General features: G+C 59.7%; 20 protein-coding genes. 6 read left to right on the top strand and 14 right to left on the bottom strand.

All coding sequences use genetic code 11. From position 1 onward, the window contains the following. Nucleotides 1-80 precede the first annotated feature (80 nt). From DLM_RS07535 to DLM_RS07520, 4 genes are all read right to left on the bottom strand, one after another. Nucleotides 81-578 (bottom strand): hypothetical protein, encoded by a 498-nt coding sequence (locus DLM_RS07535; protein ID WP_089084173.1) that lies wholly within the window; start codon nucleotides 576-578, stop codon nucleotides 81-83. Nucleotides 579-584: 6 nt separating this feature from the next. Further along, nucleotides 585-968, bottom strand: a complete 384-nt coding sequence (locus DLM_RS07530; protein WP_089084172.1) for a rhodanese-like domain-containing protein — start codon at nucleotides 966-968, stop codon at nucleotides 585-587. Nucleotides 969-1,098: 130 nt separating this feature from the next. Continuing rightward, entirely contained in the window at nucleotides 1,099-2,202 is a 1,104-nt protein-coding gene (locus DLM_RS23850; RefSeq protein WP_089084171.1) for a methyl-accepting chemotaxis protein, read from the bottom strand. A 216-nt stretch (nucleotides 2,203-2,418) separates the two neighbouring features. Next, entirely contained in the window at nucleotides 2,419-2,613 is a 195-nt protein-coding gene (locus DLM_RS07520) for a hypothetical protein (protein ID WP_089084170.1), read from the bottom strand. 334 nt (nucleotides 2,614-2,947) lie between these two features. Between DLM_RS07520 and DLM_RS07515 the strand changes: the two genes are divergently transcribed. Next, nucleotides 2,948-4,366: a hypothetical protein gene (locus DLM_RS07515; RefSeq protein ID WP_145985790.1), complete on the top strand. Its 1,419-nt coding sequence runs from the start codon at nucleotides 2,948-2,950 to the stop codon at nucleotides 4,364-4,366. 220 nt (nucleotides 4,367-4,586) lie between these two features. On the opposite strand, the gene DLM_RS07510 is transcribed toward DLM_RS07515, so the two are convergent. The 5 genes from DLM_RS07510 to DLM_RS07490 all read right to left on the bottom strand — a co-directional run bounded on the left by DLM_RS07510 (nucleotide 4,587) and on the right by DLM_RS07490 (nucleotide 10,197). Further along, nucleotides 4,587-5,255, bottom strand: a complete 669-nt coding sequence (locus DLM_RS07510; RefSeq protein WP_145985789.1) for a hypothetical protein — start codon at nucleotides 5,253-5,255, stop codon at nucleotides 4,587-4,589. Between the two features lie 222 nt (nucleotides 5,256-5,477). Beyond that, nucleotides 5,478-6,440: an ABC transporter permease gene (locus tag DLM_RS07505; protein ID WP_197715528.1), complete on the bottom strand. Its 963-nt coding sequence runs from the start codon at nucleotides 6,438-6,440 to the stop codon at nucleotides 5,478-5,480. After that, entirely contained in the window at nucleotides 6,440-7,546 is a 1,107-nt protein-coding gene (locus DLM_RS07500; protein ID WP_089084166.1) for an ABC transporter permease, read from the bottom strand. Before DLM_RS07500 ends, DLM_RS07505 begins: the two co-directional genes overlap by 1 nt. Next, on the bottom strand, nucleotides 7,543-9,069 hold the full coding sequence (locus DLM_RS07495; protein WP_089084165.1) for an ABC transporter ATP-binding protein: 1,527 nt from the start codon (nucleotides 9,067-9,069) through the stop codon (nucleotides 7,543-7,545). The genes DLM_RS07500 and DLM_RS07495 overlap by 4 nt, the downstream gene beginning before the upstream one ends. Before the next feature lie 123 nt (nucleotides 9,070-9,192). Beyond that, nucleotides 9,193-10,197, bottom strand: coding sequence for a BMP family lipoprotein (locus DLM_RS07490; protein ID WP_089084164.1), 1,005 nt, complete (start codon nucleotides 10,195-10,197; stop codon nucleotides 9,193-9,195). Between the two features lie 497 nt (nucleotides 10,198-10,694). On the opposite strand from DLM_RS07490, the gene DLM_RS07485 reads away from it, so the two are divergent. After that, nucleotides 10,695-11,441, top strand: a complete 747-nt coding sequence (locus DLM_RS07485; protein ID WP_089084163.1) for a tRNA pseudouridine(65) synthase TruC — start codon at nucleotides 10,695-10,697, stop codon at nucleotides 11,439-11,441. Nucleotides 11,442-11,491: 50 nt separating this feature from the next. After that, a complete protein-coding gene (locus DLM_RS07480; RefSeq protein ID WP_089084162.1) occupies nucleotides 11,492-12,340 on the top strand; it encodes a 23S rRNA (adenine(2030)-N(6))-methyltransferase RlmJ in 849 nt (282 codons plus the stop codon). Between the two features lie 161 nt (nucleotides 12,341-12,501). Here DLM_RS07480 and DLM_RS07475 read toward each other — a convergent pair whose 3' ends face one another. From DLM_RS07475 to DLM_RS07470, 3 genes are all read right to left on the bottom strand, one after another. Then, nucleotides 12,502-14,871 carry a TonB-dependent siderophore receptor gene (locus tag DLM_RS07475; protein WP_089084161.1) on the bottom strand — a complete coding sequence of 790 codons (2,370 nt, stop codon included), beginning with the start codon at nucleotides 14,869-14,871 and terminating at the stop codon, nucleotides 12,502-12,504. Then, the gene (locus DLM_RS22980; RefSeq protein WP_145985788.1) at nucleotides 14,868-15,458 is read right to left on the bottom strand and encodes a hypothetical protein; all 591 of its coding nucleotides are present in this window, start codon (nucleotides 15,456-15,458) and stop codon (nucleotides 14,868-14,870) included. Before DLM_RS22980 ends, DLM_RS07475 begins: the two co-directional genes overlap by 4 nt. A 129-nt stretch (nucleotides 15,459-15,587) precedes the next feature. Then, entirely contained in the window at nucleotides 15,588-16,499 is a 912-nt protein-coding gene (locus tag DLM_RS07470; protein ID WP_089084160.1) for a LysR family transcriptional regulator, read from the bottom strand. 335 nt (nucleotides 16,500-16,834) lie between these two features. Here DLM_RS07470 and DLM_RS07465 point away from each other — a divergent pair, with 335 nt between their 5' ends. The 3 genes from DLM_RS07465 (at nucleotide 16,835) to DLM_RS07455 (ending at nucleotide 20,145) form a co-directional block, all read left to right on the top strand. Continuing rightward, nucleotides 16,835-17,749 carry a lysine exporter LysO family protein gene (locus DLM_RS07465; protein ID WP_089084159.1) on the top strand — a complete coding sequence of 305 codons (915 nt, stop codon included), beginning with the start codon at nucleotides 16,835-16,837 and terminating at the stop codon, nucleotides 17,747-17,749. Between the two features lie 398 nt (nucleotides 17,750-18,147). Next, nucleotides 18,148-19,380, top strand: coding sequence for a zinc metallochaperone GTPase ZigA (zigA, locus tag DLM_RS07460; RefSeq protein ID WP_089084257.1), 1,233 nt, complete (start codon nucleotides 18,148-18,150; stop codon nucleotides 19,378-19,380). Nucleotides 19,381-19,497: 117 nt separating this feature from the next. Next, nucleotides 19,498-20,145 (top strand): DUF1826 domain-containing protein, encoded by a 648-nt coding sequence (locus DLM_RS07455; RefSeq protein WP_089084158.1) that lies wholly within the window; start codon nucleotides 19,498-19,500, stop codon nucleotides 20,143-20,145. Between the two features lie 163 nt (nucleotides 20,146-20,308). On the opposite strand, the gene DLM_RS07450 is transcribed toward DLM_RS07455, so the two are convergent. Together DLM_RS07450 and cysN are read right to left on the bottom strand one after the other, a co-directional pair. Then, the gene (locus DLM_RS07450; RefSeq protein ID WP_145985787.1) at nucleotides 20,309-22,492 is read right to left on the bottom strand and encodes a methyl-accepting chemotaxis protein; all 2,184 of its coding nucleotides are present in this window, start codon (nucleotides 22,490-22,492) and stop codon (nucleotides 20,309-20,311) included. Nucleotides 22,493-23,904: 1,412 nt separating this feature from the next. Beyond that, nucleotides 23,905-25,335, bottom strand: coding sequence for a sulfate adenylyltransferase subunit CysN (cysN, locus tag DLM_RS07445; RefSeq protein ID WP_089084157.1), 1,431 nt, complete (start codon nucleotides 25,333-25,335; stop codon nucleotides 23,905-23,907). Nucleotides 25,336-25,406 lie beyond the last annotated feature (71 nt).

Here is a 25,406-nt window from a genome sequence, read left to right as displayed (position 1 = left end):
GGCAAAAAACTACAACCTTGGGTAAGCCTGACTAGCAAACTTCGTTCCAGCCGCTGGCATGCCATCACCTCGGCCGCACTTCACGGCACAGCAGCCCAGCCGGGCAGCCGCGCCACCATGCCGATCCCTGCCGCACAGCCACAGCGGCGCAGCCCCTGCAGCAGCCCGGCCTGATCCGCCAGCCGCGCTGACATACGCCGCTGGCAAACACGGCCTGCCGCCATTCCGGCGGGTAAAGCCGGTGCGGCGCGCGGAGCCTGCCACGGCCCAAAGCCAAGCGGGACGGGCCATTGCCCAGCCACGGCAGCCACAGCCGTCGGCCAACTGCCGTCTTTTTGCCAGACGCGGGCAAACCGCATGCCGATGGCAATCCGCCAATCCTCACTCGCTTGCCGTGCGCCTGGCGGCCACACTGCATCCAGCATCGCCTGCCGACAAAACTCCACTCCCGCCTGCCTGGCGGCCAGCCATTGCGCCGCCTTGCACAGCAAGCCGGCACAAGACACTGCGGCGGTAAGCCGCACCGCCAAACCGGCCAGCCAGACGGAATTCCGCCCTGCGCCCGCCACAGCGGCCAAGCCGCCTCACTCAAAGCTGAGTTGCGGTGATGACAACGGACGGCCGGATGCCTGCCAGGCATCGTAGCCGCCTGCCAGCGCATATACCGCCACAAAACCCATCTGCTGCAGCGTTTGCGCGGCCAAAGCGGCGCGACCGCCGGTTTTGCAATACACCACGATTCGACGCTGGGTGTGCTGCAACTGCGGATCGGAAGAAATCACAAACTCCAGCATGCCGCGCGGGATGTTGAGCGCAGCGGCAATATGGCCTTGCTGATATTCGGCAGGCTCACCTACATCCAGCCACAGCACGGTGGGGTCGGCCAGCAAACCATCGGCCTGCCCCAGCGGAATCTCACTGATGATGGCGCGCGCCTTGAGCAGTAGTTGATGGGCGGAAACAAACATATAGCCTCCTGATGCAAACCACTGCAATCGCCGGTACCACCCGCGCCAGGCCGGGATGGTGTCAGCACCATTCTTTATTATATTTATTTATATAATATAAATGCAATAAATCATCCGCCCGCCGGCAATCTCACACCGCCTCCCGATCCGCCGCCAACATGCCGGCCATGCCGGACATGACGCTCATATTGGCTTCCTCCATGGCGGCCAATGCCGCCAATGCCGCTGCCAGATCGCCACGCTGGTAACTGCTGACCGCGGCACGGGCATGGTCATGCACTGCCTTGTGCGGCAGTTCCATGGCGCGATATCCCGGCAGGCTGGCAAACGAAGCCCGCCCTTCCCCCTGGTAATACCAGCGCCCCAGCCGGCATTGGGTCTCATCCGGCACATCCTCCGGACGGATGCCGGACAGGCCCAGCAGCGCTTTGTAGACCTCCAGCTTCAGCGTCAACTCTTCCAGATTGGCCAGTTCCACATTAGCCAGCCGGGACGCTGCCGCAATACGCTGCTGCATATGCACCGACAGGCCAAGCAGATGTTGCATGCTCTGCATCGCCGCCATGCTTTCGGCACTCTGACTGGCGGCATCACCCGCCCCCATTTCCATCACTTCCCGCGCCTGACTGGTTTCCAGCTGGATGCCGCTGACCAGGCCGCTGATTTCCGTGGTGGCCTTGGCCGTGCGTTCCGCCAGTTTGCGCACCTCATCGGCCACCACCGCAAAGCCCCGCCCCGCTTCCCCGGCGCGCGCGGCCTCGATGGCCGCATTCAGCGCCAGCAGATTGGTTTGCTCGGCAATTTCCTTGATCAGTTGCACGATGCCGCCAATCTGCCCGGCGCGGCGTGACAAGCCCTCCACCCGCTCACCGGCACTGGCGATGCGTTGTTGCATATCGTGCAGATCGGTCGAGATCTTCTCGAAAGCGCGGCGATTGGCATCCGACTCCGCCGCCGTAGCCTGGGCGGCTGCGGCCTCCTCGTTCAGCAAGGTGGACAAGCCGGAGAAAGAACTGCGCATCCCATCCAGCGAAGCGCCAAACCGCGGCAAATTGCCTGTCACACCGTCCAGCAACTGCTGCCGCTGCACCAACTGGCGTTCCCGCGCCTCAGACTCGGCCAATTGCCGACGCAGCAAGGCCACCTCGGCCACAAGCGCCTGCTTATCTGCCATCAGCTGCTGATTGTCCTGCCGGGAACGTTCCAGATCCTGCCTTGTATTGAAGCCAAACATGGCACTGCCTTTACGGGTAAGACGAACCAGCCGCGGCTGCCGCGATCGCGGCGGCAGGCATGCCGGCCCGATAAGATTCATATGAAATGCATGTATTGCTGTACAATACAGCGGCGCTGCCCACTGCCAGGCGCAGACCCACCTGGCAGCATAGTGCAAATAATATCGCAATACGATATTTAAGTCAGCCTCGGCAGCAGCCCATCCATCAGACCATCATCGGTCGCCAAAGCGCAGCCGCCCGGCCAGCGGGCAGGCCATGCCCTCCTTGCCGCCACCAACCCATAGCGCTGCTGCATTCCGCAGCACGGGCTTGCAGACGCCGGCAAGCCCTGCCAGCGCCAGTAAGCTCAGGGGTGAGTTGTCGGTTAAATCAAGCATGCTGAGCAACTGCCAAGTCAAATTATTCATTTAAAATTAAATTCTCATTTAAAATGAATAAGCCCATGTCAATTGACTAGGTGATTATGCGTATCGTCACTCCCCGACCGCATTCATTAGAATCAGCAAGTTATGCCGTACCAGCCGTAATGTGGCCGGCTTGCATGCCGTCACCGCGCTTTCTGGAAGCGCAGCAAGACAAAGCCAGCACCCTCTGTTACCCATCCCGCCCAGATGGCAAGGATCACCCAAGCGGCTGTCTCCCACTCACGGAAAACCGGATTGACCCCCTATGCGTCTGAATACTGCAATTGGCAACAATCAGCATCAGAAGACCGTTCGCAATTGGCTGGAACGCCTACCCATGACCAATCATTACGGCAGTGGCGAGCAGTTGCTGGAAATCCAGACCTTCATCCAGAAAAACGAGACATCCCCCACCTTACGGCTGGCGCTGCAAGCCCAGCTATTTGCGCGTAGCTGCCAATGGCTGCTGCAACTGGAACAGCAGTTTGCAGAAAATGCCTGCAACCATGCGGCATTACGGCTGGCCAGAATGGGGAGCCGCGTGCTTGCCCAGCAGTTGGAAGCCATTCAGCACATGCTGAAAACCTCCTTGAATACCCGCCCGCTGCTGGCCTGGCGTCGGCGCGCCCAGCAAGAACTGACCCTGGCGCTGGACATCGCGCAGCGCTATGCCTGCTTTGCCCTGCGCTGCCATGTCGAGCTCAATGCCAGCTACTGGCTGTGTACTCACTATCTGTATTACCACGCCATGCAGCATGGCTGGTTGAAGCTGCAGACCGCCTCTGGCAGCAGCGTCCTGAGCTGCTATCAGCAACTGCAACTGCTGGGCATCACCGACGGCAAGCACATGTCAGGCGAGGAAATCGAAACCGCCATCCGCTTGAGCGAACAACTGGCGGACAAGGTGGAACTATCCAGCCTGCAGACACAGCAGCACACCCACGCCGGCCACATCTACCTGCTAGACCTCACCCGCGGCAGCCCGCCGCAATTCCTGCTGTATTCCGACAGCTTGCGGCGGGATGAGCACTGCCTGGCATTTGAGCTGCACCAGGTCATTGCCCGGCTGCAGCACTACGGCAGCACAGAACGCGCCGATGGCAGGCCAAACCGCGCCCTGACCGTCATCGTGGCCCATAAGCTGGCCGAGAGCTGGACCACGCCCAGAAGACGACGGCACAACCGGCAAAGCATTTTGCAATCCATGTCGCTGATTGCGCAGATGCGCGTCATTCGCCAGGTGCTGGGCAGCAATAGCGATCAGCCCGCCCAGCGCGAGCAGCCGGAGCACCAGGCCCGGCGTTCACACATCGCCATCTTCCAGGCGCTCAACAAGAGCGATAGCGGGCTGCTGCTGCGCGGCAACCCTGGCCGGCAGTCACTCCACATCGGCGAACTGCTGCTGCTGGCAGACAAGCAGGCACACCGCATGCCATCGCTGTATGCCGTGCGCTGGACGGCGGTATCCGAACACGCCAACGAAGTATCCTGCGGTGCCGAGCTGATCGGTAACGATCCGGAAGCAGTAGACGTCATCCCCCTGGGCAGCAGCCCGCGCACCGGGTTTCAACCCGCCTTGCGCCTGCATGCCAACCAGGGAGAGCAAATCTCCAATCTGCTCATCGTTCCGGGCCAGCCCTTTGCCCTGTGCCGCGAATTCCGCCTGCGTGACCGCCGTGGAGAGCACAACATCAGGGTAACCAGGGTACACATGCAAACCGCGCTGTATCAGGCAATGGAATTCCAGCGCACTTAGCGCCGCCCACAAAACCCTGCTGCACTGCGCTTGCTTGCGGCACGCCGGGTACTGGCGGCATCGGCGCGCCTTGCCCCTGCGCGGCCCTGCTCTTGTCAGCCGCGGCAAGAACCGGCGGATGGGTATTGCAGTCCGGCAACGCCATGCGGTCAGCCCCTGCTGCACGACAGTGACATCAAGATGAAGGACGCAAGCGCATGCAAGCTGAAACGGCCTGGCGCTATACGCCCGAGCCAAACCACCCGCCCAGCATTTGCCGGATGGCCGCAGCATTAAAGCGCGGCATGCGGCCATCGGCCCATTCCGCACGGTCCAGGTGAAAGTTGTAGCGCTCAAATTCGGCAAGCTGATTCAGTGCATTGCTGCGGGTGTACAAGGTGACCCAGGGATCACCCTCACGCCAGGCGATAGCCACCGGCACACCCTCCACCTCGCCAGACCATAACTGGTCGGTTTCGCAAAAATGCACATCATCCATCAACACCATGTTGACGATGGCGGACAACCCGCCGTGCTCGGCATAAACCCGGCGCAGGTGGCGGCACAGCCTTTCCTTGCTGCCCAGCGCAGCACGCGCGCCGCGCAGCAGAAAATAATTGCAGGTACAGGTAAGCGTGGCGGGGTCCACGCGGTAGCATTTGCCCGGCGTAATCGAGCTGTGGATGATGACGGCGGGAAAATCCAGCGGCGGGAAAGTCAGCCGGTCACGAATGTATGGCCAGGGACGGCGCACCCACGATTCCTCACGCCGTCTTGCCGGGCTGGGCGCAAGCGGTGGCGCGCTGCTCAGAATCTGCGGATCGGGAAGCGGGCCGGCATCCCATGCGCGGAACGCACCGCCAAACAGCCCGGCCAACGCAGCGACAAGCAGACCAGTCAAAATCAGCAACAGCACACTCAGCCACATATACCCCCCGTATTGTTTTTGTATTCGCCGTGACCGTGCCACTACGCAGGATTCCGTTGTCAGTCAGCATGAGAATCCCAGGCACACACTTGTTGTAGTGTATCTGCCTTGCATTTTCGACCTGCAGACCGGCATATTTGCGCGGCACATGAAAAAACCGGCCTAAGCCGGTTTTTTCATGACAACAGCGCTGACAAACCACCCTTAGCGTGACTTCACAAAAGGCACGCCAATGGCCTTGGGTGCCACCGCCCGACCGACAAAACCAGCCAGCAGCAACACAGTCAGCACATAGGGAATGACCTGGATGGCCTGCGACGGAATCTGGCCGACGATTGGCAGATCCACCCCTTCCAGCCGGATTTGCAGCGCATCGGCAAAGGCAAACAGCAAGCAGCCCAGCACCGCAGGCAGCGGGCGCCATTTACCGAAGATGAGTGCCGCCAATGCCAGAAAGCCCTTGCCCGCCGTCATTTCCTTGATAAAGGAACCAGTCTGGTACACCGACAGGAAAGTACCGGCCATGCCGCACAGCACACCACCCCAGAACAGCGCGATGTAACGCACCCGCGCTACAGACACGCCAGCGGTATCCGCCGCATGCGGGTTTTCGCCCACCGCGCGCAGGCGCAGGCCAAAGCGGCTGCGGTATACCACCCAGCTCACCAGCGGAATGATCAGGATGGTGAGATACACCAGGATGCTGTGCCCGGATAGCAGCTTGCTATACAGCTGGCCAAGGACAGGTACATTCGACAAGGCATCGGCAAACGGCAGGGTGATGTCGTGAAAGCGCGAGTCATCATCCAGTTGCGGCGTATTGCCACCTTGCTGGAACCAGGCCAGACCCAGCACCGGCGTAATGCCGGAGGCAATGGTATTGATGGCCATGCCGGAAATCAGCTGGTTGCCGTTATAGGTAACCGAAACAAAGGCATGCACCATGGCCATGCTGACTGCCGCCATCACCCCGGCCAACAGGCCGAGCCAGGGCGAATGGGTGACAAAGGCCGCCGCGCCGGAGGCAAACGCCGCCACCAGCATCTTGCCTTCCAGGCCGATGTCCACCACGCCGGAACGCTCGGAGAACATGCCTGCCAAGGCCGCCAGCACCAGCGGCGTGGCCACGCGGATGGTTGAATCAAGCAGACTGAGCCATTGCTCCATCACTTATCCTCCTTGCGTTTGAACAGCCCGGCGATGAAGGGCTCGAACAGGTTTTCCAGTGCGCCGCAGAACAGGATGATCAAACCCTGGATGAAGATGATCATCTCGCGGGTAATCACCGGCTTTTCAAACGACAGCTCCAGCCCGCCCTGGGTCAGGCCGCCAAACAGCAAGGCGGACAGGATGATGCCTACCGGATGGTTGCGCCCCATCAGCGCCACGGCAATGCCGACAAAGCCCACGCCATTGGTGAAGGACACATTCATGCGGTGGGTGGAACCCAGCAGTTCGTTGATGGCAGCAAAGCCGGACAGCGCACCGGAAATGCACATGGCCAGCATGATGGTCTTGCTGACATTGATACCGGCATAGCGCGCCGCGCTTTCGTTTACGCCGACGGTGCGCAGCTGGAAGCCCCATCGGCTATGCCACACCAGCAGGTAGAACAGCACGCAAGCCAGCAAGGCCATGATGAAGGTGAGGTTGAGCGGGGTATTGGGCAGTTCGATTCCCACACCGGCAGCCAGTTGATGCAGGGCCGGAATCCAGGCATTCTGGCCGAATTCCCGCGTGGTGGGGTTTTGCGAACCGGCTTCAATCAGGTGATGGCCAATCAGGTACAACATCAGCGAATAGGCGATGAAGTTGAACATGATGGTGGTCACCACGATGTGGCTGCCACGTTTGGCCTGCAACCAGCCCGGAATAAAGGCCCAGGCGGCACCAAAGCCCATGGCTGCCAGTATGCACAGCGGCACCAGCACCAGCGGCGGCAGGGTGTGGTCAAACGCCAGCACCACCAGCGTAACGCCCAACCCAGCCAGATAGGCCTGCCCTTCCCCGCCGATATTGAATAGCCCGGCATGAAACGCCGTCGCCACGGCCAGGCCGGTAAAGATGAAGCCAGTGGTGTAGAACAGCGTATAACCAATGCCCTCACCACTGCCAAAGGCACCGCTGACCAGCAGTTGCAGGCATTCCCACGGGTCTTCGCCAATCAGCCAGGTAACAAAGCCGGTCACCAGCAAGGCGGCCAGCAGATTGAGTACCGGCAGCACGCTTAATTGCGCCCAGCGCGGCAAGGTGGACGGTTGTCCGAATTTCACTGTTTATGCCCCCCCATCAACAAGCCCAGCGATACGGTGTCGGCTTCCTTGGCCGCCACTTCGCCACTGATCTGCCCGCCCGCCATCACCAGGATGCGGTCGGACAAGGCCAGAATTTCTTCCAGTTCCACCGACACCAGCAAGATGGCCTTGCCGGCATCGCGCAATTCCACCAGCCGACGGTGGATGAACTCGATCGCGCCGATATCCACCCCGCGCGTGGGCTGGCCGATCAGCAGCAAGTCCGGGTTGGCGTGGATTTCCCGCGCCAGCACCACTTTTTGCTGATTGCCGCCAGACAGCAGGCCCACTCGCAGTTGGGCATTGTCCGGACGGATGTCAAACTGGCGGATGAAGTCGCGGGTACGCGCCAGCAGCGCCTGGCGGGAGAACAGGCCGCGGCGGCTGATGGTCTTGTCGTTGTGGTAGCCCAGAATGGCGTTTTCGAACATGGGGAAGGATTTCACTAGCCCCTCGCGCGAACGGTCTTCCGGCACATGGGCAATACCCTTCTGGCGATACAGCGCCGCACGCGGCTGGCTGGATTTTTCCTGCAGTAAGTCCTTGCCGTGGTAGCGGATTTCACCGCTGGTGGGTTCCACCATGCCGGCCAGCACTTCCAGCAGCTCGGACTGGCCATTGCCGGAAACGCCAGCGATGCCGACGATCTCACCGGCACGCACCTGAAAATCCAGTCCGTCCAGCAGCTTGACGCCGCGCGCATCGGTCAGGCTCAGGCCACGTACCTCCAGCACCGCTGCGCCGGGCGTACGCTCGGCCTTGTCCACTTTCAGTGATACCTTGCGCCCCACCATCAGGTCGGCCAGCTTTTCCTTGTCGACATCGGCGGTGCGCACATTGCCCACCACGGTGCCGGCACGCATCACGCTCACCGCATCGGTAATGTCCATCACCTCGCGCAGCTTGTGGGTGATCAGGATCACCGTCTTGCCCTGTTCGCGCAGCGCACGCAGGATGCAGAACAGATGGTCGGCCTCCTGCGGGGTCAGCACCGCGGTGGGTTCGTCCAGAATCAGCACATCGGCACCGCGATACAGCGCCTTGAGAATTTCCACCCGCTGTTGCAGGCCCACGCCCAGCTCGCCCACCAGGGCGTCCGGGTCCACTTCCAGCGAATAATCACGATTGAGCTGCAACAAATGCGCCCGCGCCTGCTCCAGGCCCTGCTTGAGCAGCAGGCCACCTTCGGCACCCAGCACAATGTTTTCCAGCACGGTAAAGGTATCCACCAGCATGAAGTGCTGATGCACCATGCCAATACCCAGGCGGATGGCCTCCTGGCTGTTACGGATGCGCGCTTCGCGGCCATGCACCCGGATACTGCCTTCGTCGGCCTGGTAATAGCCGTACAGAATGCTCATCAGCGTGGATTTGCCCGCACCGTTTTCACCGATGATGCCGTGAATGCTGCCCTTGGCGATGTGCATCGTCACATCGCGATTGGCCTGCACCGCGCCAAAGCGCTTGCTGATGCCGGCCAGTTCGATGGCGAAATCAGTCATGCCTGTATTTCCCCGCATGCAATAAATCCCGGCCCGGCCACAAGAACCAAACAGGCACGAGGGCCGGAGCCATCGTGCCTGCAGTCCTCCCGGGCCGCAGCCGGGAAAAGATCATCTAAAGACTTACTTCACCGGACAGCTATTGTTGGTGCGATAGTCCACCACGCTGAGCTTGCCACTGATGATGTCCTTCTTGGCCGCACCAATCTTCTTTTCCATATCGGCAGAAATCAGCTTGCGGTTGTTGGCATCCAGCGCCCAGTCCACGCCGCCTTCCTTCAGGCCCATGACTTTCACTTCCGGCTTCCAACTGCCATCCTTGGCCGACTTGAAGGTGTCGTACACGGCATTGTCCACGCGCTTCACCATGGAAGTCAGCACAAAGCCCGGATACAGGTGGTTCTGGTTGCTGTCCACGCCGATGGACAGCTTGCCCGCGGTCTTGGCGGCTTGCAGCACGCCCAAGCCGGTGCCGCCGGCAGCGGCAAACACCACGTCCACGCCACGGTCAAACTGGCTCTTGGCCAGTTCGGTGCCACGCGCCGGGTCGTTGAAGGCCTGCGGAGTGGTGCCGGTCATGTTCTGGATGACTTCGGTTTTCTTGTTGGCATACTTGGCACCTTGCACATAGCCACAGCCAAAGGCGCGGATCAGCGGCACATCCATGCCACCGATATAACCCACCTTGCCGGACTTGGAAGCCAGCGCAGCGGCCATGCCCACCAGGAAGGAGCCTTCCTGTTCCTTGAACACGATGCTCTGTACGTTCGGACCCTTGGCCACGGAATCAATAATGGTGAACTTCACCTTGGGGAATTCCTTGGCCACGGTTTCCACCGCCTGGGTAAAGGAGAAGCCGACCGAGACGATCAGGTCGGCATTCTTGCGCGCCAGATTACGCAGCAGTTGTTCTTTCTGCGCTTCGGAGGCGATAGTGCCTTCGCGGTAGCTGATCTTGAATTCCTTCTTGAAACGCTCGGCACCATTGAACGCCGCCTCGTTAAAGCTCTTGTCGAACTTGCCGGCCTGGTCGTAGATCACCGCCGGGCTGAAATCCTTGGCGAAGCTTGTGCCAGCCAGTACGGACAGGGCAAGGGCAAGGCTTGCGCGTTTCAATTGAATGGTCATATCAGGAACTCTTGGTTTTGTTGGTCAACATGCAGATGGACAGCAGTCTGCATCATGCAGTCTCGGAAAGCCCCAGCTTCCGCATTGGCTATTTTTTGCGCAACTCATCCGGCAGCAGCTAAATCGATCTCAGCCAACCGCACGGTATTTCAACTTGATGGGCGCGGCGAATTGTAATGAGGGGGAAATTGACTGTAAACATTTTCCTCTCTACTTTGAAATACCCTGTCGCAAAGCTGGCATTTAGCAAACAGCAAAACAGCATCACGCCGCCGCCGCGCGCCACAAAATACATGCCAGCCACGCATGACAGAACAGAAAATATGACGTTTTGCTGACAACGCTGCAAGATTTCACTGCAAACATCGTGCCGGACTAGCCGCTTTTCCCGCCGCAGCCCTTGCCCGCTGTCTCAATTCAGCCACGGCAAGCGCATCTGCATACCCAAGCCGGGGACAAAGCCCTACAATCGCCGCCTTCGCCTCATCAACACTGCCATGCTACCCATTCTTTACCGCGACCCGCAGTTGATCGCCATTCACAAGCCGTCCAACTTGCTGGTCCACCGCTCCGAGCTGGACCGCCATGAAACCCGTTTTGCCATCCAGTTGCTGCGCGATCAGATCGGCCAGCGGGTTTATCCGGTACACCGGCTGGACAAAGGCACTTCCGGCGTCTTGCTGTTTGCGCTGGACAAGGACAGCGCGCGCGAAATGAGCTGGCAGTTCGAGCGCCAGGAAGTCAGCAAGCGCTATCTGGCGGTGGTCCGCGGCCATCCGGCCGAATCCGGCCATATCGATCACGCCCTCAGCCGCCGCGTGGACGATCTGGCCTGGCTGGGCGAAAAGGTGCAGCCCGGCCCGCAGGAAGCACAAACCGACTACCGCCGCCTGGCCACGGTGGAGCTGCCCATCGCGGTGGACCGCTACCCCAGCAGCCGCTATGCACTGCTGGAGTTATCGCCGCTCACCGGCCGCCGCCACCAGTTGCGCCGCCACATGAAGCACATCGCCCACCCCATCATTGGCGATGCCACCCACGGCAAAGGCGTACACAACCGCATGCTTGCCGAGCACTTTGGCAGCCAGCGCCTGCTGCTGGCCTGCATGGAAATGCAGATTACCCACCCGCTGACCGGTGCCGCCATCACCCTGAACTGCCCGCTGGCGGAGGACTTTGCCAGCGTGGTGCGCGCATTGGGCTGGCAAAGCGCCCTGCCCGCCCACTGGCTGCCCAGCGTCTGAAGCGCGGTCAAATCCGCTACAATGCCGCCATTGTCTTAGAAAGCTGATGCATGCTGAGTTATCGCCACGCCTTTCACGCCGGCAACCATGCCGACGTGCTCAAGCACCTGATTGAAATTGCCGTACTGGACTACCTGGGCCAGAAAGACAAACCCTACTGGTATATCGACACCCATGCCGGTGCCGGTGGCTATGCGCTGCAGGAAGGCTATGCGGCCAAGAATGCCGAATACCTGAGCGGCATTGCCCGCCTGTGGGACCGTAGCGACCTGCCCCCCGCCGTGGCGGCCTATGTGGACGTGGTACGCGAGATGAACCCGGATGGCGAACTGCGCTACTACCCCGGCTCGCCCTGGTGCGCCGCCGCCGTGATGCCGCCAAGCGACAAGCTGCGCCTGTTCGAGCTGCACCCGACTGACTTTCAGTTGCTGGAACAGAATTTCGGCGGTCATCCACGCCGCACCCAGTTGCAGCAGGCCAATGGCTTTGAAGGCATCAAGGCCATCCTGCCGCCACCGCCGCGCCGCGGACTGGTGCTGATCGACCCGCCTTATGAAGACAAGCGCGACTACCAGCACGTAGTCACCGCGCTCAAAGAAGGCCTGAAGCGCTTTGCCACCGGCATTTACGCAGTGTGGTACCCCTGCCTGCAACGCGCCGAAATGAAAGAACTGCCCAAGGAACTGAAAAAGCTGCCGGCCAAGAGCTGGCTGCGCGCCGAATTGCATGTGCAGGCACCGTCGGCAGACGGCTTTGGCATGTACGGCAGCGGCATGTTCCTGCTGAACCCGCCATGGACCCTGCCGGCCATGCTGAAGGAAGTCCTGCCCTATTTGGTTGAACAACTGGGCCAGGATGCCAAGGCCAGCTTCATTCTGGAAACCGGCGGCGATCTGTAAGTCACCGGCCATGCCCCAACATCATGCCACCGCTTGCGGTGGCATTTTCATTGCATGAGGCGCATCAGCAGCCGGCTGCCCTGCCGCTGGCGACCGCGGCCTACTCACCGACAGGAGTCTGGCGCAGGCCGGGCTGCCGCCGCATCCGGCCTGGGGTGGCGCTAGTATTGGCCACGCATGGTCAGCATGATATTGCGCGGTTCGCCATAGAAGTTGTAGATATTCGGCGTACCCACCGAGGCGTAGTAGCGGGTATCAAACAAGTTGTTGATATTCAGCGCCAGGCTGTAGTTCTTGTTGAACTGGTAGCCGATACGGGCATTGGCCACCACGTAGCCGCTGTTCACCACCTCGTCCGACCAGCCGCGCGAGCTTTGCGTCCGGCTTTGGGCAATCAGCCCGCCACCCAGCGAATAACCCTTGAGCCAGCCGCTATCGGCAAAGCTGTAGTTGCTCCACAGCTTGAACTGATGACGCGGACTCTGGATGGAATAGGTTTTGCCCTGATTGCTCGGATCGGACAGATAGGTGGTGGTCAGATAGGTGTAGCCGGCGCTGATGTCAAAGCGGCTGTTCAGCTTGCCCTGCACCTCCAGCTCCACCCCTTGCGATTCAACTTTCCCGGCATTCAGGTAGTAGTTGGAGCTGGGATAGGCCGGATCGGCATAGGCGCGGTTCTTGTCGCGGATATTGAACAGGGCCAGGGTTGCACCCAGCCTGGAATCCAGAAAATCTCCCTTGGCACCCACCTCATACTGCCTGCCCAGGCGCGGGTCCAGCGTGGAACCATCGGCCTTTTGCTGGGTTTGCGGCACAAAAATGCTGGCATAGCTGGCGTACAGCGTCAGTTGCTGGCTGATGTCGTACAGCAGTCCGGCATAGGGGGTGACGCGATTGCTGGCCTTGGCCCCGTCTTTCCAGTCGGTAAAGGTGGACGGGGCAATATTGTGCGACTTGGCCAGGAAGGTGGTGGTGCGCCCCCCCAGCACCAGCGTGGTGGCATCGCTCAGCTGCAGGCGGCCCTGGGTGTAGAAGCCGCTTTGCCGGGTATTGCTTTCGCTGCCCGCGGTGTAGTTGATCACCGGTTCGGCCAGGCTGCTGCCGCTGGCGTAGTTCACCCCTGAATAAGTAGGCCCGCGACCGGAACGGCCCTTGCTATTGTATTCGTCCACATTGAAACCCAGCAGCATGTCATGCTTGCGACCCCACATGTCCAGCGGCCCGGCCAGGCTTACGTCCATGCCGTCGCGGGTATAGGTGTAGTCACCGCGCATGGTGCTGTAGTTGATGGTATTGGTCCGCGGATTAAGGCCGGACGAGGTGTAGGCATATTTGTAGTACAGCTCCTGCACCCGGTGGTTCACATTCAGTTTGGCGGTCCAGGCATTGCCAAACTTGTGCGCCAGCGCGGCGGACAGCTCCTGGGTGTTGTAGCTGCTACGCCCCCAGTCCGGGGCATTGAAGGTGGAGGGTGATACCTTCAGTAACTGGTAGTGACCGCTGCTGTCGGTGCTGGTGTAAGTGGGCAGGCCGGACCACGGGTCTTTCACGGTCTGATTCTGCCCGGTATAGCTGAGGTCAACAGTGGTTTGCGGGCTCAGTTCCACACGCAGCATGCCGGACAGCAGCCACTTGTTGCTATGGGTGTGGTCGTAAAAAAAGTCGCGGTCTTCGCTGCTGGCAATCAGCCGCCCCTGCACGCTGCCGCTTTCGTTCATGGCACCGGTGACATCGCCCACCAGACGGTTATTGCTCCACGAGCCGGTACTAGCTTCCCAACTGGCGGCAAAGTCCTTCTGCGGCTTTTTCTTCACCAGATTGACAATGCCACCGGGCTCGCCCACCCCGCGCAGCAGCCCGGCCGGGCCGCGCAGCACTTCGATGCTTTCATACAAGGGCAGGTCAAACTGGTGTGAAGGCGACAGGCCGTTATAGGACGTCACCCCGTCATACATCACCCCCACCGAGTTGTAGCCGCGAATCAGGTACTGGCTGCTCAGCGTATCATTGGCAATCACCGTGACACCGGTAGCCTGCTGCATGGCATCGGCCACCGTGGTCATGTGCTGGTCTTCCATTTGCTGCTTGCCCAGCACCGATACCGAGTTGGCAATTTCACGCAGCGCCAGCGGTGTCTTGCCAAAGATGGCAGCCTTGTCGGCCTTGTAGCTGTCCAGTGCAGTGGCGGTCACCACCACTTCCGGCATTAGCTGTGTATCGCCTGCCTTGGCAGACTTGACGATGAGATAAACCCCGGCGGGGGTTTTCCGGGCTTGCAGGCCACTGCCCTGCAACAATGTCACCAAGGCCACCTCAGCCGACATGGTGCCGTTAAGCCCGGTGCTTGCCAGACCGTGCAGATCAGCGCGGTCAAACTGCAAGCGCAAACCGGTCTGAGCGGCCAGCCCATGCAAGGCCGCAGCCAGGCTTTGCGCAGGGATATTGAGGTGCGGATTCTGTGCCAGCACAGTTGCCGAATAGAATGCACAGAGCAGGAGGACCAGGCGAGCGCCTTGCTTGGTTGTCTTCATTTTGTTTCTTTATTTAATGTATTCAGCACGGATACCGCAGAAATGGTAATAAGCCTTATCGGCAGCCTGTTTTTATGCAGCAGTTGCCTTCCATGCCCGCCATTCATATCGCCAACAGGACAAACAGCATCAATGCCGTCAGCCAGAACCGCACAATCATCCCTTGCTGCTGGCGCTGTATTGCATGGCCGGTAACGCGGGGGCTGGAAAACAGCGCCACCATGCCAGACAAACTGCGGCGCAAGAATGCGACCAAATGTCGCAAGGTGCAGACATGCCTGGTTTACAAGGCTTGCCGCCATGCGACAGATTGTCGCAAGGTGCAGACATGCCTGGTTTACAAGGCTTGCCGCCATGCGACAGATTGTCGCAAGGTGCAGACATGCCTGGTTTACAAGGCTTGCCGCCATGCGACAGATTGTCGCAATAGCCCGCAGCATCAAATGGCCATTAAAAAACCGCCTGACAAGAGGCGGCATGCGTGATTCACGGTTTGCGGTATTACCAAATCCTGGTTTGGGCTCGCGCAGAATAATGGGGGATATATCAGCCGGTCCGGGCTGCGGCCGGTGAAGGCGCAAGGCCATTGACCAGCACACCCTGAAATACCGGCAGTCCGCCAGCCGATCAGCAATACCAGACCCATCGCCATTTCAGGCCATCGCACCATATCGGCGGCAGCGCCGGTTGTGTCGGGCAAACCGGCCTGGCCGGCTTCATGCGACGGTCGGGAAAAACGCCGGATTGGAAAAATCACTGACCAGCGCGTCGTATACCACCCGGACACGCGCAGGCACCGGGCTGCGTTGCGGTCGGTATACGCTCAGCGCCCACGGCGCAGGGGCCAGCGTCGGCAATATTTCAACCAGCGCCCCGCTGCGCAGGTGGGGAATGGCAATAAAACCGGGCAATTGGGCAAAACCAAAACCGGCCAGCACAGCAGCACATTCGGACTGGGTGCTGTTGCTGATGAAGGCCAGATCGCGCGGGGTCCACTGGGCCTCCTGACGGAAAAACCAGGGCCATGGCTTGCCGGTGCGCTGATCGATGGTGCTGACCACCGCATATTGCTGCAATTCTGCCAGGCTGGCAGGCATGCCAAGCTCGGCAAGCAAGGCCGGAGCCGCAACAATGAAGAACGGCACTTCGGCAACCTGTCTGGCAACAAAGCGACTATCCCTGATCAAGCCGTGGCGAATGCCAATATCGATCTGCTCGTCGATCACATTGGTTTCGTCATCCTCCAGGTGCAGCTCAAAGCGCAATCCCGGATAGCGTTGCCGCAAGCGGGCAAGGCTGGTGACCAGACTGCTCTGGCCGATGGCATCCGGGGCGGTAAGCCGTACCGTGCCTTCCAGTTGGGCTCCGGCCTCCTCCGCCTGCTGAAACAGGCAGTCAATCCCCTCCACCCCTTTTCTTGCCAGTTGCGCCAGCCGTTCACCTTCACGCGTCACGCGGCATTGGCGGGTATTGCGGTGGAACAACAGCTCGCCGAACTGGCTTTCCAGCTCCCGGATGGCTCGGGTGACCACCTGCGGTGAAATGCCCAGTTGCTGGGCCGCCTCCTTGAAGTTGCGCGCCTCGGCGGCGGTACAGAAGATGCGCAGCATTTCCAGTCGATTAAGCATGTAAGAACTCCGGCCTTGATCCAGTCAGAGTATTCCCGTTTACGGAATACTGAAAGGATATTTCATCCATTTATGCGAATCATGGAAAAAGTAATACTCCATGCAGCACAGCAATCAGGAGCCGCCATGCAAGACCAGACAGCGCAGCAGCGCCACCCGATTTGGGCTGCGCAACATCCGCCATTGCCGCCACCACGCCGCAGCCGGCGCTAGTGGGGCCATGCCGTCAAGCTTCCGCTGGCGCACAGGCTTGCTGGCTCAGCCGTTTTTACACCCTCCAACTCCACAAGCAAGGCAGGCTGCAGCGCCTCTGCGGCAATCAAAGACGAATCACCATGCACCAGATCCTCAGTTCAATCTTGCCCCTTCTGCTGTCCCTGTCAGCCGGTTATGCGCTTGGCCTGGTACTGCCACACCGGCACATCCGGCATGGCAGCCGCTTGCTGACACCACTGATCTGGCTGCTGCTGTTTTACTGCGGCAAAGAGTTTGGCCATGTTCTTGATGATGGCGCAGCACTGGGCAATACCCTGCTCACCGCCCTGGTCTACGCCAGCTTCACCACCATGCTGCCCTGGGGCCTGATTGTACTTTTCATGCGGCAACCCGCGGCAGCAGCGCCGCCAAGCGATGACAGCCCAACGGACGCCCCCCATTTGCTGCATGCGCTGCGCGACTGCCTGCTGGCTCTGGGCATGGTTGGCGCGGGCGCGGTGGTCTCACGCTGGGGCTGGAACTGGCTGGACACCATCTCGACAACGCAGTTGCTCTACCTGCTGATTGCGCTGGTCGGCAGCGAACTGGTGGAAGTGAACATTGGCAAAGCCTGGCGTGCGCCAGACGTGGTGATGATCCCGATCCTGGTCATCCTGGGCTCGATGGCCGGCGGGCTGGTGGCGGCTGTTTGCACCGGAGAAGGCATCTGGACATCGCTGGCGCTCTCCAGCGGTTTTGGCTGGGTCACCCTGTCCAGCATCCTGGTCAGCAGCAAGCTGGGCAGCACTTATGGTGCCATTGCCATGCTGACCGACCTGTTTCGCGAACTGATGGCCATCATGATGCTTTATTTGCTGGGCGCACGCTGCAGCCGTGAGGCCATCGGCATCTGCGGCGCCACCGCGCTGGATGCCACGCTGCCGCTGATCCGGCTTAAATGTGGTACCAGCCACGTCACCCTGGCCTTGATCAGTGGCTTTGTCCTGACCCTGACCAGCCCGGTGCTGATCATGATTGCGCTGGCCAGCGCCTGATCCTGACCCCGCGCGGCTGAGCCGCCCTGAGACATGGGGACGGTCGCGCAGCATCACCTGCCGCGGTGCAACGCCACTGCCCCGGCACAGAACACGCCGCTTGCGCGCCGGGCAGATCAGCCATCCGGCCACCGCACTGCCGTGCTGGCTGACAGCGCCGCGCCGCCGCAAAGGCGACCGCCTACACCCCGATTTTCCCACGACGGATCCACCCCGCGCGGCATGCATGCCTCTTGCAGAGATAAATGTTACGTTATAACATTATTTTCATCACACACCAGCAGCCCCTGCCGGCACGCAAGCACCACCAACGCAGCGCGCAGCAGGAGCACGCACTACGCCGGCAAGCACATGAAAATGCCTGCCGCTCACCGCCACAACATATAGCAGGACAAAGCATGACACAGCCAAACAACAGCCAAGACGCCCGCCTGCCGGTCACTGTACTGTCCGGTTTTCTCGGCGCAGGCAAGACAACCTTGCTCAATCATGTGCTGAACAATCGGCAAGGCCTGCGCGTTGCCGTCATCGTCAACGACATGTCCGAGATCAATATTGACGCCCGGCTCATTGCCGAAGGCAGCGCAGCCTTGTCGCGCGCCGACGAAAAAATGGTTGAAATGAGCAATGGCTGCATTTGCTGTACCCTGCGCGAGGATTTGCTGATCGAGATCGCCAGGCTGGCCCGGGAACAGCGTTTTGACTATTTGCTGATCGAGTCCACCGGCATTGCCGAACCGCTGCCCGTGGCCGAAACCTTTACCTTCCGCGACGAAGACGGCACCAGCCTGTCCGACATCGCGCGCCTGGATACCATGGTGACGGTGGTGGATGCTTATAACTTCCTGCGCGACTACAGCTCCCAGGACTACCTCAGCGATCGGGGCGAAAGCCTGGGCGAGGATGACCAGCGCACCGTGGTCAGCTTGCTGATCGAGCAGGTTGAATTTTGTGACGTCATCGTGCTCAACAAAACCGATCTGCTGTCAGCCGCCGATGTCACACGGCTGGAAGCCATCCTGCGCGCGCTCAACCCGCGAGCGGACATCCTGCATGCCAGCTTTGGCAAGGTAAAGCTGGAGCGGATTCTGAATACCGGCCGCTTCGATTTTGAACAAGCGGCCGAAGCGCCGGGCTGGCTGCAGGAACTGCGTGGCGAACATATCCCCGAAACCGAAGAATATGGCATTTCCAGCTTTGTCTATCAGGCGCGGCGGCCCTTTCATCCTGCCCGCTTCCATCAGTGGATCCAGCAGGGCTGGTCTGGGGTGATCCGTTCCAAAGGCTATTTCTGGCTGGCCAGCCGGCCCGGCCTGGCCGGTAGCTGGTCGCAGGCCGGCCCCATGATCCGCCATGAACTGGGCGGCCTGTGGTGGGCAGCCGTCGCGCGCGAGGACTGGCCGCAAGATGAGGAAAGCCGCCGCATCATCCACCAGCGCTGGGTAGAACCCTACGGCGATGCGCAGCAGGAGTTGGTGCTCATCGGCATCAATATGGACCAGCACGCGCTGCGCCAGGGATTTGATGCCTGCCTGCTGACAGAGGAGGAACTGGCTGCCGGCCCCCAAGCCTGGGCCAAATATCCAGATCCCTTCCCGGACTGGGCCATCGGCAGCGCGGCAGCAGACTGAGCACCGCTCAGACTTACCCGCCCCCAGCCATACGGCATCCCGAGATGGATGCGTCCCGCCGCATCCATCTCAGCCGGCCGTCGCCCATTCCATTTGTTTGCTGATCGAAAGCAGAACATGCAAGCCCCCCTCGCACACGCAGCAGGCTGCGCCTTCATCGCAGATGATGCGCTGGCGCTGACACAGATCTTTGACGCAGACATCCAGCTGGCCATATGGCGCCGCGCCGTGGATGAGCACATCGCAGGATGGCTGGAACAACACGCGACAGCGCTCGGCACTGGCTTTCGCCAGATTCTGCCAGCCGGTCAGATACCGGATCTCAGCCGCCTGCCAGACGGAGCAGGCCGCACGGCCCTTGCCACAGATATTGCCTTGCTGGCCGACATGCTGGGCGAACTGCTGGATGCCCCCACCATCGGCATCCGGCTGGAAGTCATCAGGCAAGCCATGTGTCCGCGCCTGCACGTTGATCATGTCGGCATCCGGCTGCTATGTACCTATCGCGGCGATGGCACGCAATGGGTTGACAGCAGCAGCGTGGATCGGCGCTTTCTTGGCGCGGCGGGTGCCGGCAAGCCAGACGAAAGCTCGGGCCTGCTTAACCCCGGCCACCGGATTGAAAGCATCCCGCCCTTCAGCGTCGCCCTGCTCAAGGGAAGCCTGTGGCAAGGCAATGCCGGCGGCGGCATTGTGCATCGCTCCCCGCCGGTCGCTCAGCCACCGCGCGTGCTACTGGCCCTCGACGCCAGTTGGGATGACTGAATGGCGCATCAGACCGGCGCGCACTGCGGCTTTGCACGACTAGCAGTCGCGCATGGCGTCACACCGGGCCAATCCAACACCAGCGCTAACAGCACAACGCTACAGCCCACATGCAACAGCCCCCGGCCTTGACCGGGGGCTGTTGCTACGCGCCTGGCTGCGCTTAGGTTTTCACACGATAGTCCTTGATCAGATCATGTACCAGCTTGGCCTGCGAAGTAAGCTGCACCGCGGTGGACGCGCACTGCTCGGCATGTGTGCTGACTGCCTGTGTGGCATTGTCGATCTGGTGCAAGCCCTGGGTGATCTCCTCGATACCGCTTACCTGCTCCTGCGATGCCATGGAAATGCTCTCCACCAGTGCAGACAACTCTTCGGCACTGGAGACAATCTGCCGCAGCGAGTCGGACGTTTTATTCGCCACATTAACACCAACCGCAGTCTTGGCACTGGAAGACTGCACCAGCTTGGCCACCTGCTGGGCGGCATTGGCGCTGCGAATCGCTAGTGAGCGCACCTCGTCGGCCACCACGGCAAAACCACGTCCGGACTCCCCGGCACGGGCAGCTTCAATCGCCGCATTCAAGGCCAGCAAATTGGTCTGTTCGGTAATGTCGTTGATGGCCTGAATGATCGAGGTAATATTGTCACCAGAGGCTTTTATTTCCTGCATTGCCGCCAGCATTTCACCCATTTCACGCGCACCATTCAACGCAGCCGCATGCGAGGTCTGGGAAATGCTTCTGGCGCGCACAGCATTGTCGGCATTGCTTTTTGTCTGGGAACTGATCTCCGCCATGGCGGTACTGATCTGCTCGATCGAAGCCGCGGAACTGCCAGCCCCCTCGGACAACTCCTGGCTGAGGGCGGACATGTCTTTAGCGTTCCTATCGATGGCCCGGGCTTCATTCTGCAAATTGCCTATCATCCGGTTCAGGTTTTCCACCATCTTCTGCAGCGCCCTGCCCAACTGGTCGGATTGCGAAGTCAGCTTGACGTCGCAATCCAGATTCCCCTGGCTGATCTGCTCGGCCAGATTCACCTTTTCCTGCAGGCTGTCGGACATGCTGTTCAGGGCGGAGGCCAGTTTGCCCACCTCATCAGCAGAAGCCACGCTCAGCCGGGTATCAAAAATGCCATCTTCGATTTTCTGCGCCATGTCGGCGGCATCGCGGATTGGTTTGGCAATGCGCGCTGACATACGCCACAGGAACAGGCTGGCCAGCACAATGATGGCCAGCCCGATACCGATCTGCAGCATGGTGGTAAAGACAGAACGGCTGGTAATGTCATGATTCAGGGTGTTCACCTGCTCCAGCACCACGTCCTTCGGCACCTGAATCAACACCGCCCATGGCTTGCCGGTTTTCCCCAGCGGGATGGGGGCCAGTGCATTCATGGTATTCGCTGCGTCATCGGTCCAGGTCTTGGACTTGCCGGCCTGAATGTCGGCAAGCAGGCCCTGCGCATTGGACTCGCCCACCTCGGGGGTGAAAAGCTTGCCAATCAGGTCCGGATGGGCACTATCGGCCACCACCAGGCCACGATCACTCAGGATCAGCAGCTTGCCCTTGCCCTCATACAGTGTCTTATTGGTTTCCTGGCTGATTTTCTGCACAAAGTCGAGGTTGTAGTCGGCCCCGGCCACCCCCATGAATTTGCCATTGATGATGATGGGCACCGACATGGTCGCCAGGAAGACACTCTTGCCTTGCACGATGTATGGCAATGGTCCCAGCACGCTTTCCTTACTGCTAGCCTTCGGCCCGGCATACCAGCCGCCCTTGGGCACGCCGTTCGGATGCAAGGCATCCGAGTCGTACTCCACCAGCGGCTGCACCGCGATGGCACCACTCTCGCTACGGGTCCAGTACGGCGTGAACCGGCCGGTCTGGGGATTGTTGCCATTGCCTGCCGTTGCGTTCTGCGCATCCCCGCCGTCAACCGCATTAGGCTCCCAGCACGAATAGGTGCCGTTAAATTCCGGATTGCTCAGCAACACGTTATGCAGAATCGCATTCAGTTGCTGACGTCCCATCGGCAGGCTGCTTTTTGACAAGGCAAAGGTGTGCGCCATGGTACGTGCCGCATCCAGTGCCAGATCGAAGCGCGCCTGGATGGCACCGGCCTGGGCGGAGGCAAGATTGCTCAACTTGGCCTCGGTTTCCGTCCGGATCAATTCATTCATGCGCCCATTGACCATGCTTTGGGTCATCATCGACGAACCGACATTGATCGTTAGCAACACTACGGAACTGATGACCAGGGCCGTACCAGCCGCGACCGCGATGCGGCCCTGAACTGACTTCAAGCCCACCGCTTTGATTTTTTCTTTTGTTATTTTCATACCAACTCCCTGTTATTAAATATCCCCGGCAGAGCGACAGAAAGCCAAGATACTGCCGCCTCGGATCATGGCCATTCACCAGTAACCGACGCAGCCCTGTCCACCCTGTTTTTTACCCAGCAGTACCTGCATTTGAAACTAACAAAACATAAACCCATCCCGCGCAGCAGCACACAGCAAGCAAATGCAGATAAGCTACCGCGCATCCAGCAACATCCAAGCGGGTTGCAAACCCAGAAATCGGCAATAGTATTCCTTGGCACAAGGTGATCCGAGCGGCATCAAACTCAAGTCATGCTGTATATTCCTCAGCCCGGTAGCGAATCAAGATTCAAAGCCGATAGCGCGGCACAGACCAGATACAGACCAGCAGCCTCAGGCCAGAATGGACGATTGGCCAAGAAGCCGGGCCAGCAATAGGCAGCTTGAGCAACTTCACCTCAGTTTCCATACAAAGCCGCAGCCCTCAGATGACAAATATCAAGTTGCTGCACTTTAAGTTTGCAGTGACAAACTATTGTTTTACGCCAGCAACATGGCGCTTTAAATCGAATGCGATAACTATTTACAACAAGCACCCGAAGCAAAAACGCAGAATGCAGGCGGCAGTTCATTTCGCATCAAGCATGCAGCCGCAATAAACGCGTAGAAAATTGATATCCGGCATTGCATTGCTACAGATAAAACGCCGCAAAGCCGAAATAAAGATCACACGAATAAAGAATAATACATGGCAGAGATATTCCCATAAGCAGCCCCGATAAATACCTACTACTTTAGTCTTATTCCCTGATGAATATAGCCATGCTTGCCCTATATCCAAATATAGCGAGACTCACTCGCATTAAACCAATTGCGTAGTTAATTCATAAAAATCGATGACATTGAAATTTACAGCGCAGATATCACCACAAAATAAAGCCTTGACATCAAATAACGGTATAAAGCAGAGCAATACCAGCATGTCCGCAGACGCGACCCCGACTTGCTGGCCCAGCCAGCAGGTTCACTCCATCGCCAAGCAGGTGGCACAGCGGGAACAACAAGACAAGGCGGCAGCAGCAAGTGCCGAAAGGAGAAGCCGCAAGGCAGAGCACTGCGCCATCCGGGCCGCCTGCGGGTGTGGTGCATGTGGCTTGCATGCTGCTCGCCCTACCCTCGGCCGGGACAGTGGCTCAGGCGAGGGAGATCAAGCCGACTCGCCACGACAACAGACTGAGCCAGGAGCCGCGGCGTCAACCATGATGCATGGCGAGCACAAACAAAAACCCTCATCCGCTTTCCATGCCAGGGCAAGGAAAACAAATGAGGGTCGGTTTTCAGGCGTGTAGCACAATGGCTTGGCACTGTGCGCCGCCAGGGACTGCGGTTATGGCGCTGCGTGCAAGGCCATACGCAGCGTCAGCCCCTATTTAAAACAACTTGGAAATATCCTTGGCTTCCCAGTGCGGGAAGTGCTTGCGCACCAGTTGGTTGAATTCCAGCTCGAAAGCACGCAGGCGGGCCAGCTCGTCGCTCACCGGCTCGGCGCTGGATTCGGCCGCAGCCGTCACCATGCCCGCAGCAGCAGTGGCATTGCTCAGGCGGTCAATGATGATGAAGCTGCCAGTGCCACGGCACTGAGCATAGGCATCAAACACTACCGGGGCGTTCAGCTCCACGCGGCACAGGGCGATTTCGTTCAGCGCCAGCTCTTGCGCGTCAAACTGTTGCAGCGAGTTGACATCAACACGGTGCTCAATGGCAGACACACGTCCGCTCACCACCTTGCCCGCCAGCTTGAAACCGTATTCCTTGGCCACCACCAGCGGCGCCTCGGCCATCCACACCACATGGGCATCAAACGCCTGCGCCACATTGGGTTGCTGCTCGCCAGCACGCACAATCATGTCGCCGCGGGAAATGTCGATTTCATCTTCCAACGTCAGGGTAATGGCCTGACCGACAAAAGCTGAGGGTTGATTGCCTTCAAAGGTAACCACTTCCTTCACCTTGCTGCGCTTACCGGACGGCAGGGCCACAATCGCGTCGCCCGGCTTGACTTCGCCCGCCACCACGGTGCCGCAGAAGCCGCGGAAATCCAGATTCGGGCGATTGACATACTGCACCGGCAGACGGAAGGCTTCCAGCGCCACATCGTGGCTGACTTGCACGCTCTCCAGCAGCTCCATCAGGGTGGCACCCTGATACCAGCCCATGTTTTCGCTGCGGGTCACCACGTTATCGCCACGCAGGGCGGAAATCGGCACAAAGCGGATATCCGGGATGGTCAGGTGCTCGGAAAAGGCTAGGTATTCTTCACGGATACGGTCATACACTGCCTGGCTGTGCTCCACCAGGTCCATCTTGTTGATGGCCACAATCACGTGCTTGATGCCCAGCAGGCTGACAATGTAGCTGTGACGACGGGTCTGGGTTTGCACACCACGGCGCGCGTCAATCAGGATGACCGCCAGGTTGCAGGTAGACGCGCCGGTAGCCATGTTGCGGGTGTACTGCTCGTGGCCCGGGCAGTCGGCAATGATGAACTTGCGCTTTTCGGTGCTGAAGTAGCGGTAGGCCACGTCAATGGTAATGCCTTGCTCGCGTTCGGCCTGCAAACCATCCACCAGCAAGGCCAGGTCGATTTCCTGGTCGGTGGTGTTGTACTTTTTCGAATCGCGCTCGATTGCCGCCAACTGGTCTTCGAAAATCAGCTTGGAGTCGTGCAGCAGGCGGCCAATCAGGGTGGATTTGCCGTCATCGACATTGCCACAGGTGATGAAGCGCAGCATGTCCTTGTTTTCATGCTGTTTCAGGTATTCCAGGATATCGCTGGCAATCAGCTCGGACTGGTGAGACATGATCGTTCTTTCCGCTGTAGCCCACCGCCAGGGCGATGAGCATCAATTCTTCAGAGTGGTGACTGGATGGA

The sequence above is a fragment of the Aquitalea magnusonii genome (assembly GCF_002217795.2).
In the GTDB taxonomy this organism is placed as follows: domain Bacteria; phylum Pseudomonadota; class Gammaproteobacteria; order Burkholderiales; family Chromobacteriaceae; genus Aquitalea; species Aquitalea magnusonii_B.
This window is presented reverse-complemented; position numbering and strand designations above follow the sequence as displayed.